Source organism: Vibrio chemaguriensis, assembly GCF_012275705.1.
In the GTDB taxonomy this organism is placed as follows: Bacteria; Pseudomonadota; Gammaproteobacteria; order Enterobacterales; family Vibrionaceae; genus Vibrio; species Vibrio diabolicus.
In genome coordinates this window covers 45473-59075 of sequence record NZ_SHOE01000017.1, presented here as the reverse complement: position 1 = coordinate 59075, position 13603 = coordinate 45473, and the positions used below count along the sequence as shown (strand labels likewise).

The 13603-nt window shown below is 47.2% G+C and carries 7 protein-coding genes; 5 read left to right on the top strand and 2 right to left on the bottom strand.

Going from position 1 to position 13603, the window contains the following annotated elements; translation table 11 throughout:
* Positions 1–8 precede the first annotated feature (8 nt).
* From EX191_RS16175 to tldD, 3 genes are read left to right on the top strand one after another with little or no spacing between them, the layout of a single operon-like run.
* Positions 9–3890 (top strand): YhdP family protein, encoded by a 3882-nt coding sequence (locus EX191_RS16175; RefSeq protein ID WP_193448053.1) that lies wholly within the window; start codon positions 9–11, stop codon positions 3888–3890.
* 33 nt (positions 3891–3923) lie between these two features.
* The gene (locus EX191_RS16170) at positions 3924–4745 is read left to right on the top strand and encodes a carbon-nitrogen hydrolase family protein (protein ID WP_193448052.1); all 822 of its coding nucleotides are present in this window, start codon (positions 3924–3926) and stop codon (positions 4743–4745) included.
* 11 nt (positions 4746–4756) lie between these two features.
* Positions 4757–6202 (top strand): metalloprotease TldD, encoded by a 1446-nt coding sequence (tldD, locus tag EX191_RS16165; protein ID WP_047009150.1) that lies wholly within the window; start codon positions 4757–4759, stop codon positions 6200–6202.
* Between the two features lie 68 nt (positions 6203–6270).
* Here tldD and EX191_RS16160 read toward each other — a convergent pair whose 3' ends face one another.
* Positions 6271–7647, bottom strand: a complete 1377-nt coding sequence (locus EX191_RS16160; RefSeq protein ID WP_006742346.1) for a PhoH family protein — start codon at positions 7645–7647, stop codon at positions 6271–6273.
* Between the two features lie 560 nt (positions 7648–8207).
* Between EX191_RS16160 and rapA the strand changes: the two genes are divergently transcribed.
* Positions 8208–11117 (top strand): RNA polymerase-associated protein RapA, encoded by a 2910-nt coding sequence (rapA, locus tag EX191_RS16155; RefSeq protein WP_193448051.1) that lies wholly within the window; start codon positions 8208–8210, stop codon positions 11115–11117.
* Between the two features lie 108 nt (positions 11118–11225).
* Here the strand turns inward: rapA and EX191_RS16150 are convergent, their stop codons facing one another.
* A complete protein-coding gene (locus tag EX191_RS16150) occupies positions 11226–12491 on the bottom strand; it encodes an NRAMP family divalent metal transporter (protein ID WP_176320782.1) in 1266 nt (421 codons plus the stop codon).
* Positions 12492–12833: 342 nt separating this feature from the next.
* On the opposite strand from EX191_RS16150, the gene EX191_RS16145 reads away from it, so the two are divergent.
* A complete protein-coding gene (locus tag EX191_RS16145; RefSeq protein WP_193448050.1) occupies positions 12834–13586 on the top strand; it encodes a pseudouridine synthase in 753 nt (250 codons plus the stop codon).
* Positions 13587–13603 lie beyond the last annotated feature (17 nt).

Below are 13603 nucleotides of genomic sequence, written 5' to 3'. Positions count from 1 at the left end.
GAACATTTGTGAATTCTGGTGTTAACCGTTTTGGGCGTTTTTGTGCGTGGAGTTTAGTTGCTGTATTGGTGTTATTGGCCATATTAGTAACCACACTGCGCGTCACATTGCCACAACTTAACCACTTCCAAGATGAGATCAAAACCTGGGTCAAGCAGGACACAGGTTTTGACTTTTCTATCGCCAACGTCGCAGGGACGTGGCGCAATAATCACCCCTCCATCGCGCTACTCGGTTTAGAAGCGAACCTGCCGAATATTCAGGATGCACGCTTTGCCGTTGAAGAAATCCAAATTGAATTCGATCTCATTCAATCTCTTTTGCAACTCAAACCGGTGGTCGCAGACCTCACCATCCATAACCTCGCTCTGGATATTCACACCGTAGACATTCTGCCGACCTCTAGTCGTCAAGAGCAGGAACCGAGTGTGGACAAGAGCGAAGTGAAGCTCATCGACCAACTCGACTCACTTCTTTTACGTCAGTTTGAAGACTTCACCATTACCGACTCACGGATTTGGTATAAATCGGTATCTGGTGAGACTCGCCGTTTAGATATCGAGCAGCTCCGTTGGAGCAACCAAGGCAAGCATCACTTAGCTGAAGGCACCGTGAACATTGCCGATGTTCGTCTGAATTCACTGTTAGTGAGCGCTAACTTTAAAGACCATGGTTCGCTGCGTGATGTGTCTGGTGAGTTTTACGTAAGTGCCCAAGATGTCTCAGTGACGCCTTGGTTAACCACTTACATGCAAGAAGAGTCGGGTGCTGAGTCGGGTAAGGTCAGCTTAAACACTTGGCTGACGCTGAAACACAGCCAACCGAATGATGCGTATGTTGAACTGTTGCCTTCTGAGCTGGTGTGGAATGAAAACGGTCGTCATGAGCTGTTTATCGAGTCAGGTATTTTCAATCTTCGACCAGATAAACAAGGTTGGAAAGTAAATGGTCACTCACTTCGGATCCGAACCGACAACACCCCTTGGCCGGAATTAGACGCAGCGTTTGATTGGCAACCGAATGGTTGGACGCTCAACCTTTCTCAACTCGATATCGAAGCACTTATTCCGCTCATCAAATTGGCTCCAGAGTCGGAATCGACCAGTGATCTTATCAACAAACTGGCACCGAAAGGCCGAGTTGAAGATGTTCGCTTGTCCATGAACGGTGGCTTAGATACGTTACGCTACTCCGCGGAACTGGATGAGCTTGCGATGACGCAATGGGAACTGCTACCAGGATTCCATCATGTACAGGGCAGTGTATCTGGTGATTTAGAACAAGCCAAAGCGAAAGTAACCGTCATTGATGATGTATTTCCGTACGGTGATGTATTTCAAGCTCCGCTGAATATCAAACAAGGTGAAGTCGATATTATTTGGCAACAAGATGAGAGCGGCTGGCGCTTGTGGTCTGATAAAGTGACGGCAGCGACACCAGATCTTCAAGTACTAGGAGCATTCCGTCTTGATTTTCCAAAAGAACAAAGCCCATTTTTATCGTTTTATGCTGAGGCGGATCTTTATAACGCAGGTGAAACATGGCGTTACCTGCCGACTCTGGCACTCGGACAAGACTTAACGGATTACCTATCGACTGCGATTCAAGGCGGTAAAGTGAATACGGCTAAGCTGCTGTGGTATGGCGAGTTAGGGGATTTTCCTTACAAAGATCATAATGGCATGTTTCAGGCGTGGGTCGGTTTAAAAGACGCGAAATTTAGCTTTGATACGGCGTGGCCAACCATCACGGATCTGCAGCTGGACTTGCTGTTTGAAAATGATGCCATGTATTTGGATTCAAAGTCCGCCACGCTAAATGGTGTTCATGCCAAGCGTATTACTGGGCGAATCCCTGAGTTGGCGGAAGGTGGACACATTGAGATTGAAGCCAAAGCGAGCGCGCCGGGCAATGAAGTTCGTGACTACATGATGGCGACGCCATTGGTGGACTCGGTCGGGGCAGCGTTGACGGCGCTGCAAGTGAGTGGTCCGGTTTACTCTGAGTTCCAGCTCAACATTCCGTTTGATTTTGAAAAAGAGTCCCGTGCTTGGGGTTATGCCGATTTAACTGAAAACCGTGTCGATATTGAAGCGCCGCCAATGACGCTGGAGAAAGCCACAGGGCGTATCCACTTCGATAATGATGTGGTCACCACATCGGGTTTGTCTGCAGAGTTGCTTACCCAGCCTATCTCCCTCGATTTTCGTGGTGAGAGTGCGGAACAGGGCTACAATGTGACGATTAATACATTAGGGGATTGGGACGTTGAGCCTCTCAAACCTTATGTTGGTGAGCGTTGGTTAAAGCTTGTTTCTGGGCATGCGCCGTGGCAAATGGACATTGACTTACAACTTAATGATGTAGGCTTCACCTATCAACTTGATGTGTTGGCGCAGCTAAATCGTTTAGCGAGTCAATATCCCTATCCGCTAGCGAAACAAGTTGGTGAATCCGGGCAAGCAAAACTGCAGGCATCCGGCAACCAAGAAAGTATTTCAGCAAGACTACAGATCCCAAATGCTAAGTATCAAACCGAGATAGATATAACTGGCGAGGTACCTGTTCTGACGGCGACTCATTTAATGGTCGGCAAAGGTGGTTTCAGGATCAGCCCTATTGTCGGACACGATGCATCAGTGCGTGTCGCTGAGCTTAATTTAGACCAGTGGGCAGAGCTGGTTCAGGGCTCGGAAGGTAAGCAATCCTCATCTGTTCTGGCAAGCATGAAGACGCCGAGTATTCCATTGCCGACACGGATTGATGTTGAAACGCCAAACTTGCAGCTTGGTGGGATTGAGTTTCATGATGTGGACTTCTCCGCAAGCAAAAAGAATTTGAGCTGGCAACTCGATGTGGACAGTCAAGAGGTTAAAGGTAAGGCTAACTATCTGAAACCTTATGACTTATCGGTCTCTTTGGAGCACTTGCACCTGTATATTCCAGGGTTTGAAGAGATGACCAAAGAGCGTAGCTCGCTCTTTGCCAGTGAAGACCAAAATGCGCCTTTGATTACCAATTTTGACCGCCAGTTTCACGCTGAGATGCCAAACTTAACTTTGAACATCGATGATTTTTGGTTGCAAGGTTACAAAGTGGGGAAGGTGAATGTTGATTTGCAGCGTTGCGAGAATCGTTTGGAGTGGAAAAATATCACCTTTAGCAGCGGCAAAAACCGCATTGATATGAGCGGTTGGTGGGACCTGACAAAAGAGAGCAGCCATTCCAACTTAACCATGAAAATGAAAGGTGATAACAACACTGACCTTATGGAGCGCTTTGGTATCACATCAGGTATTCAGCAGGCACCATTTGAGATCAACGCCAATATGGAATGGGACGGCGCGCCTTGGTCGATGAAGACACAAACCTTGCAAGGGAATGTCTCAACGGAATTTGGTAAAGGCGTGATCAGTGAAGTCAGTGGTGCGGCACGTTTGTTAGGTCTGTTCAGTTTGGATTCTATCATCCGTAAGATGCAGCTCGACTTTACCGACGTATTCGACAAAGGCATGGCGTTTAACTCGATCACAGGCACGGGCAAAATCCAAGATGGCGTATTTATCACCAACGATATCGTGATGGATGCGTTAGCAGGGGAAATGCAGATCCGCGGCATCGCCAATATGAACAGCAGAATGGTCGATGCGGAAGTGAAGTTCACCCCAGACATCACATCAGGCCTACCAATGCTGACCGCGTTTGCAGTAGCGCCACAAACCGCGTTGTATGTTTTAGCCATCTCAACAGTTATTTCTCCGGTGGTTGAGGTCTTCACTCAAGTCAATTATGAAGTGAAAGGCCCACTAGATTCACCAACGGTGAAAGAAATTTCGCGAAGTAAAGGTGAATACAAACTGCCAGAAAAGCTGCGTGAACAGGCCAAATAACTCACCGACTAAAATGGAATAAGGAGGAAACACATGGAACGTGTTGGCATTATTCAAATGACATCGGGTCCTGATATCACTGCGAATCTGGACTTTATTGAAAAACAGTGTGCTTTGGCGAGTAAGCAAGGTGCCAAGCTTGTCCTTACCCCTGAAAATACGGTGCTGTTTGCCCACCGCGAAGCGTACCATCAACATGCAGAGCCACTTGGGAGTGGCGTGATTCAACAGCGGCTCTCTGAAATCGCAAGAAAGAACCAGTTAACACTGATTGCCGGAAGCATGCCCATTCAAACCGCAAAAGGTGTCACGACCACAACGCTTGTATTGCCGCCGCACGGTAAATGCATTGCTCACTATGACAAACTGCATATGTTTGATGTCGACGTAGCCGATGGTTATGGTAGTTATCGTGAGTCGGACACGTTTATGGCGGGTAATCAAATAGTCGTGGCGGAAACCGATATCGGCAGCGTTGGATTGAGCATCTGTTACGATCTTCGTTTCCCTGAGCTTTATAAAGTATTACGCCAAGAAGGCGCGGATATCATTGTGGTGCCTGCTGCGTTTACCGCTGTGACGGGGCAAGCTCACTGGGAAGTATTATTGCGAGCTAGAGCGATTGAGACACAATGTTGGATTTTGGCAAGCGGACAAACTGGAACGCATCCATGTGGACGAAAAACATGGGGACACTCGATGGTCGTTGACCCTTGGGGACGTATCCATAAGCAGCTTCAGGATGAAGTAGGCTTGTTAGTGACAGAGATAGATTTGTCACAAAGCCAACAAGTAAGGCAGAATATGCCGCTGACTCAACACAGTCGCTTTCAAAATGAATTGAGACGGAAATAAAAGAGCTAACTATGAGCACAAACCAAATAGAACAGGCACTCCTTGCCCCAAATGGTCTGACAGAACAAGACATTGCTGACACGCTTGCCAGCATTGCGACACGCCAGATCGATTATGCGGACATTTACTTTCAGTCCAGCTGGCATGAGTCTCTGGTTCTAGAAGACAGCATCATCAAAGATGGCTCTTTTAACATTGATTGTGGTGTTGGTGTCCGCGCCGTAACTGGCGAAAAAACAGGCTTTGCCTACTCTGATCAAATCCAGCCTGAAGGCCTGAAGCAGAGTGCAATGGCGGCGCGCGGTATTGCTCAGCAAGGGCAAAATGGCAAAGTTCATGCGTTTAAACGTACGGAGAACCAAGCGTACTACGCGGCTGTGAATCCACTAGCTGAATGGGAAAAGCAGCAAAAAACAGAATTACTTAAGTCTCTAGATGCTTACATCCGCACTAAAGAACCATTGATTAAAGAAGTCTCGATCAGCATCAGCGGTGTGCATGAGCAGATGCTTGTTGCGGCAACAGACGGTACTTATGCAGGCGATATTCGTCCTTTGGTACGTTTGTCTATTAGCGTGCTCGCTCAAAAAGGTGAACGACGTGAACGAGGTAGCGCTGGTGGCGGTGGCCGTTTTGGTTACGATTTCTTTTTAACGGAAAGCAATGGTGTGAAACAAGCTTTCCATTATGCAGACGAAGCGATTCGCATGGCGTTGGTTAACCTTGAAGCAGAAGCCGCGCCAGCAGGCATGATGCCAGTGGTATTGGGCTCAGGTTGGCCAGGCGTATTGCTACATGAGGCGGTAGGTCATGGCTTAGAAGGTGACTTTAACCGTAAGGAATCTTCGGTTTTCTCTGGCAAAATGGGTCAACAAGTGACGTCTTCACTGTGTACCATTGTTGATGACGGTACATTAAAAGACCTTCGTGGTTCACTCAATGTGGATGATGAAGGGGTGAATGGCCAGTACAACACGCTTATCGAAAATGGTGTGCTGAAAGGTTACATGCAAGACAAGCTAAACGCGCGGTTAATGGGTGTGAACCCAACAGGTAACGGTCGTCGTGAGTCGTATGCACATTTGCCGATGCCGCGTATGACCAACACCTACATGCTTCCAGGTGAGCATACGCCAGAAGAAATCATCTCGACGGTAGAAAAAGGGTTGTATGCGCCAAACTTTGGTGGCGGTCAGGTGGACATTACTTCGGGTAAGTTTGTGTTCTCCGCATCGGAAGCGTACTTAATTGAAAACGGCAAAATTACGCGCCCTGTTAAAGGTGCGACGTTGATTGGCTCTGGTATTGAAGCCATGCAACAAGTGTCGATGGTTGGTAACGACTTAAGTATCGACAAGGGCGTTGGCGTATGTGGTAAAGCTGGACAAAGTGTGCCAGTTGGCGTTGGTCAGCCGACCTTGAAATTGGACTCACTGACGGTGGGTGGTACTGAGTAACTCATTCGAATCGTTGTAAAAAGAGCGCTTATTAGAGCGCTCTTTTGTTTTTGTGAGTCGATGTCGACTTACAGGTTCTCTTCGGCAAACTCTGCCAAGCGGCTACGAACCACGCCGTTAAGGTGAATATTCGCGCTGCCTTCAAAGTTCTTGAAGCGTTCAACCATGTAGGTCAAACCAGAGGTCACAGGGGTGAGGTAATGGGAGTCAATCTGCGCCAAGTTACCGGAGCAGACGATTTTGGTTCCTTCGCCGCAGCGGGTGATGATGGTTTTGATTTGTGAAGCGGTGAGGTTTTGACACTCATCAAGCAGCACAAACGCATTTTGAATAGAACGGCCACGCATAAAGTTGATCGATTTAAACTGAATATTGGCTTTATCGCAGATGTACTTCAGTGAGCCTTCAGTGCAGTGATCGTGTTTATGTAGCGCTTCCAAGGTATCGGTCACCGCCGCTAACCACGGCATCATCTTCTCCTCTTCTGAGCCGGGTAGGAAGCCGATGGATTCACCGATATCTGGCGTGTTACGCGTCACGATAATTTTATCGAACATGCCTTTTTCAATGGTTTGCTCCAGTGCTGCTGCCATGGCTAATAGCGTTTTACCACTACCAGCGGCACCGGTTAAAATCACCAGGTCAATATCCGGGTCAAGTAAGGCATCCAACGCCATTCCTTGGTAGATGTTTTTTGGTGTGATGTCCCAAGCCTTACGGTGCATCATGCGTTCGCGGCTCAGGTCGAGTAGCGTTAATTTGTCTTCATTGATGGTTTCTACGCGGCCAGCAAAGTCGCTGTCTTCATCAATCACATATTGGTTAATAAAGGTTGGTTCAAAAGGTTCACGACTGAGCTTGTGATAGGTTTTTCCGCCCAGCGCATAACTTTCCACTTCCTCAATATCACTCCAGAAGTCCCCCTCACGCAGTTGAAAGCCTTTGGTGAGGTATTGAATGTCGTCAATCAGTTGATCGGTTCGGTAGTCTTCAACAAAACGTACGCCAGCACCTTTAGCGCGCAGACGCATGTTAATGTCTTTCGTGATCAGTACCACTTCACGTGGTGCTCGTTTGTTTTGCAGATAAAGCACCGCATTGAGTATGCGGTTGTCACCGGCTTTGTCGGCGAAGGCTTTGACGGTTTCCTGCAGTTCAAAATCCGCCAAAATGGAAATGGTGCCTTGGTCGGGGCTGTCTTTAGAAACAGGAATACCTTCAGAAATTTCATCGGGCGTTGCTTCTTTAAACAAATCTTCCAAAGCGCGAATAGCCACGCGAGCGTCTCTTGCGACATCGCGTTTGCTGTCTTTGATTCGGTCGAGTTCTTCCAACACGGTCATGGGGATAACGACATCGTGTTCTTGGAAAGAGAAGATGGCAAAGGGTTCATGAAGAAGAATGTTGGTATCAAGTACAAACAGTTTCCGATCGGTATCGCCCATAGCGTCTCCTTGCCGTAATACGGCTCTGCATGCGAGTGGTTAGGTCGTTCTCAAATAGGTGTGAAGCGGCCTAACTCTGATTGCTTGCAATAGAGGTTGTCGGGCTGATGTCGGTTAGTGTGCAACCGAGTAGCAAGACAACTTACTGCAAACCCGTGTTGATCCTAATCGTGTACTAACGCGCTTAAATCATATGCAATGGTTTTAAACGCCCCTCACTAGAAGTATACGTAATATTTACGTTCTACAACTTAATAATTGGCATGAGTATTTTACAATTTGATTGCATTTATAGTTTGGGAAAAAAAGTTTCCGCTTGATGCGGTTTCGGCGTGACCTAAATCACAGCTTCAAGTAAGATTAGCGACCTTTTTCTGCGTATAGGCTACGTCCGATTTATCATGTTGAGCTGGCTTAAAAATACTCAGTTCATACTGGAATGACGAATGCTATCGGCATAGCAGAAGCCAGAATCAGATCTAAACTATTATCCATGCCTACGGGCATGAGTAGACCCACAAGAAACACGAATCAAGAACTAATAACGAGGTAGTCAATTCATGACATTTGCTTTGGGGCAGCGCTGGATTAGCGATACGGAAAGCGATTTAGGTTTAGGTACCGTTGTAGCAATGGATGCTCGTACTGTGACATTGATGTTTGCAGCGTCAGAGGAAAACCGAGTTTACGCACGTAACGATGCACCTGTTACCCGAGTCACCTTTAACGTTGGTGATGTCATCGACTGTCAAGAAGGTTGGTCTCTAAAAGTTGAAGAAGTACTGGAAGATGAAGGTCTATACACCTATTTCGGTACTCGTGAAGACACGCAAGAAACCGCCGTTGTTCTGCGTGAGATTTTTCTGAGCAACCAAATTCGTTTTAATAAACCTCAAGATAAGTTGTACGCCGGTCAAATCGATCGCATGGACAACTTTGTTCTGCGTTACCGTGCGCTAACCAACCAGTTTGAGCAGCATAAGAGTCCAATGCGTGGCTTGTGTGGTATGCGTGCAGGTTTGATCCCTCATCAGCTTTACATCGCGCACGAAGTTGGCCGTCGCCACGCGCCACGCGTATTACTGGCGGATGAAGTGGGTTTGGGTAAAACCATCGAAGCGGGCATGATCATTCACCAGCAAGTGCTGTCTGGCCGTGCAGAACGTATTTTGATTGTGGTGCCTGAAACACTGCAGCATCAATGGCTGGTTGAGATGATGCGTCGTTTCAATCTGCATTTCTCTATCTTTGACGAAGAGCGCTGTATCGAAGCTTTTGCGGATGCAGAAAACCCATTTGATACTCAGCAATACGTGCTGTGTTCTTTGGATTTCCTACGCAAGAGCCGCAAGCGTTTTGAACAAGCACTGGAAGGTGAATGGGACCTACTGGTTGTCGATGAAGCGCATCACCTTGAGTGGAGCCAAGATAAACCAAGCCGTGAATACCAAGTAGTGGAAGGCTTGGCTGAACGCACTCCGGGCGTACTGCTATTGACGGCAACGCCAGAACAGCTTGGTCGTGAAAGCCACTTTGCTCGTCTGCGTTTGCTGGATCCTGACCGTTTCTACGATTACGAAGCGTTCGTCGAGGAAGAAGAGCAATACGCGCCTGTAGCAGATGCGATTACGTCACTCTTCTCTGGTGAAAAACTGCCTGATGAAGCGAAAAACCAGATTACTGAATTGTTGTCTGAACAAGACGTAGAACCACTTTTCCGCATAATCGAGAGTGAGACTGACGAAGAAGCGAAAGCGTCAGCGCGCCAAGAGTTGATCGACAACTTGATGGATCGTCACGGTACGGGACGTGTTCTGTTCCGTAACACACGTGCGGCTATCAAAGGCTTCCCTGCGCGTAACGTACACCTGATGCCAATGGATATTCCACCGCAATACACCACGTCAATGCGTGTTGCTGGGATGATCGGCGGTAAGATGAGCTCTGAAGCACGTGCAATGAAGAACCTTTACCCAGAAGAGATCTTCCAAGAATTTGAAGGCGATGATGCAAGCTGGTGGCAATTTGACTCGCGCGTGAATTGGTTACTTGAAAAGGTAAAAGAGAAGCGCAGCGAGAAAATTCTGGTGATTGCCTCTCGTGCAAGTACGGCTCTGCAATTGGAGCAAGCACTGCGTGAGCGTGAAGGCATCCGTGCGACGGTCTTCCACGAAGGCATGTCGATTCTTGAGCGCGACAAAGCTGCGGCTTACTTTGCGCAAGAAGAAGGCGGTGCACAGGTTCTGATCTGTAGTGAAATCGGCTCTGAAGGCCGTAACTTCCAGTTTGCCAACCAATTAGTCATGTTTGACTTGCCGTTCAACCCTGACTTGCTTGAGCAACGTATCGGTCGTTTGGACCGTATCGGCCAGAACCGCGACATCGACATTCATGTTCCTTACCTGAAAGGTACCTCGCAAGCCATTCTTGCTCGCTGGTTTGATGAAGGTTTAAACGCTTTTGCAGAAACTTGCCCAACAGGCCGTGCCGTTTACGATAAGTACTCTGATGATCTGATTGAAATCCTTGCTTCTGGTGACACCAGCACGCTAGATGAGATCATTGAAGCGTCAGCAAAAATGAATAAAGAGCTGAAATCCCAATTGGATCAAGGCCGTGATCGCCTATTAGAAATGCATTCAAATGGCGGGGAAAAAGCACAACAAATCGTTGAGAAAATTGAATCAACCGACGGTGATACCAATCTGGTCACCTTCGCACTTTCTCTATTTGACACGATTGGTTTGAACCAAGATGACAAAGGCGAAAACGCACTGATTGTGACCCCATCTGAGCACATGATGGTACCAAGCTACCCAGGCCTGCCATACGAAGGGGCGACGATCACGTTTGATCGTGATACGGCTTTATCTCGTGAAGATATGCACTTTATCAGTTGGGAGCACCCAATGATCCAAGGTGGTATCGATCTTCTGATGAGTGAAGGGGTGGGGACGTCTGCGGTATCTCTACTGAAAAACAAAGCGCTACCAGTCGGGACCATTCTTCTTGAGTTGATTTACGCGGTAGATGCGCAAGCGCCAAAACGCAGTGGTATCGCGCGCTTCTTACCGAAAACGCCAATCCGTTTAATGATGGACTCGCGTGGTAATGATTTGTCTGCTCAAGTGGAATTTGAAAGCTTTAACCGCCAGCTCAGCCCTGTAAACCGTCACTTAGGCAGCAAGTTGGTCACGTCGGTACAGAAAGACGTACACCGCTTGATCGAAGCGGGGGACAATCTTATCGAAGCGAAGGTTGAGGAAGTACGCAAGCAAGCTCATCAAGATATGCAGCATAGCTTGAATGCAGAACTTGAGCGTTTGCAAGCACTGAAAGCGGTAAACCCAAATATTCGTGACGAAGAAATTGAAGCCATTGATGCACAAATTAAGGAGCTCACTGGTTACATCAACCAAGCTCAAGTGCAGCTCGACTCGCTACGTTTGATTGTGGTGAGCCACAACTAAGTAAGTATTTATTGCTCATTAAAAAAGGTCTTCAGTTGAAGACCTTTTTCTTTAATTGCGGTTTAGTTTCTTTATGCGGAATGCATTAATCACTGATAGCTACCTCATTTACATCAACCACTTCCACCAGATAAACACAGCCAAGAAGCCAAACAAGTAAATCAGGCCTGCAATCGACAACCACTTCAGTTTAGGTCCAACAGCCAAAGGCTCAGGTAACTCGGTTTTGCTCACTAATGTGTAATTTAGCAGAGCAAAGAATGGCGTGGTCATAAAGGCGAGGATCATCGCAAAGTTCAGCATAGGCAATAACGCAGAAGCCCAGAAAACCACAATACCTAATGCAAGTAAGGCGACCACCAGCATGATCGCTGATGTGGTTTTAGGGTTAGTGTCTGGTTGTGAGCGCAGTAGACGTTGAGAGTCAGAAATAACGCGTGAGTAGCCATCAATAACGGTAATCGTGCTGCCAAAGATACAGAAAAACGCAATTACCGCGATCAAATAACGAGACCATTCGCCAATTGTTGCCGCATATAAGCCAACCAATTGGTGGGAGAAGCCAACGCCTGAGCTTTCAAGTGCAACGCCAGAGCCATAGAGCATCAAAGAACCTAACGATACAAAGATAATGGCAAGAAAAGCCGTGCCAATGTAACCGACATTAAAGTCAAATAGAGCAGAGCGATACGTTACTTCTTGCTGGCTTGATTGGCGTTTTAACCACGCAGAGGTCAAGCAGGAGATCTCTATCGGTGCTGGCATCCAGCCCATTGTTACGACGATAAAGCCAATTGCCGCAATCGACCAAGGTGACGGTGGCTCGAAGTTGGCCACTTGCTCTACAGGGTTACCAAAGGCGATAGAAACGGCAAGTAAAGTCGCGATGGTTAACACTGACATGATCACCTTAGATAGCGTATCGAGCGCTTTGTAATGGCCAGCAAATAATATGATCAGGCAGGTGACAATCACAATGATACTGAGTGATGCCATTGATAGTGAAAACGGAATGAAGTAGCCCAGCAAGCTAGCGCTAAACATCAACAAAGCGGCGGTATTGATTACGGCTGAGACCACGCTCAGAAATAGAAATAGCCATAGATAAGGTCGACCTAATTTCGCGTAGCCCTCAACCAAGGTGAGCCCTGTCCCCATGGTGTACTGTACGCCCGCTCGGAAAAAAGGGTATTTAAACAGGTTTACGAGCAGAATCAGCGCCGCCAGTTGCCAGCCATAAATCGCACCAGCTTTGGTTGATGCGACGAGGTGAGAGCCACCCACCGCAGCAGATGCCATTAATATGCCGGGGCCTAGCGAACGAAAAAATAAGGAAAGTTTGGATTGGGATTTATCTATAACGGCGGAGTCCATTGCTTATTGTCCTTTTTATCTTATGTATCTTTCTAAAGAGATACATACCGCAGTACATGACAAGCTGAGCGCTCGCCCTATACTGCGCAACGGTAATATCTTTTAAATGCTGTGTTTTGATGTATTTATTTTAAGTATTCTTTGCGAATATCATGCTGTGTGCATCTAGCACTCTATTCAGTTATGCGTCTTGTTGTCAAACTAAATTTACAACGTGCTATTTTTAGTTTTTATGCTAAAGGATTGACTTTGTTTTATTGGTTTGAACTTTTCTTCAGCACCCTGCATTTGGGTGCTATTTGGGTATATAATCGCGGCGTTTTTATTTTGTAGAGATCTCCCATGGCAATGCTTGAATATACCCCTCCCACCGATCCTTGGGTCGATATCGTTTTTGAGGATGACGACATTCTGGCAGTGAATAAGCCATCTGGGTTACTGTCTGTTCCTGGTCGACTTGCAGAGCATTACGACAGCATGTGGAGCCGCCTCAAGGAAGTGCATCCAGAAATCCAAGTAGTGCATCGCTTGGATATGTCGACATCAGGGTTGATGCTGCTGGCGAAAAACAAACCTTCGGAGCGAGCATTAAAAAAGCAGTTCCAATATCGTCTCACCCACAAGGTGTATTACGCACGTGTTTGGGGGCATGTCGAGCCGCAAGAAGGGAATATTGACCTTCCATTAATTTGTGATTGGCCAAATCGTCCGCGACAAAAAGTATGCTTCGACGACGGCAAGCCATCTCAAACTTTATTCCAAGTGGTGAAGCGTGAAGTGCATCCAGATGGCACCCATACGACCGTTGTGCGGTTACTGCCCATTACTGGTCGATCGCATCAGTTGCGCGTGCATTTGATGGCGATTGGTCATGCAATTGTGGGTGATGAATTTTATGCAACTGAAGAGGCGTATCAGTTTTCAGAACGTTTAGAGTTGCACGCTGCGGAGCTAAGTTTTTATCACCCAGCCACGGATCAGCTGAGCAGTATTTTTGTACCTTGTGACTTTTATCCTGAAGCCGAGGCGATGATCTTTAACTATTTTTCGCCAGAACGTACATTGCCTGATTATAAAACGTTGCCACACCCTTAATGTCAACCGCAGTCAAC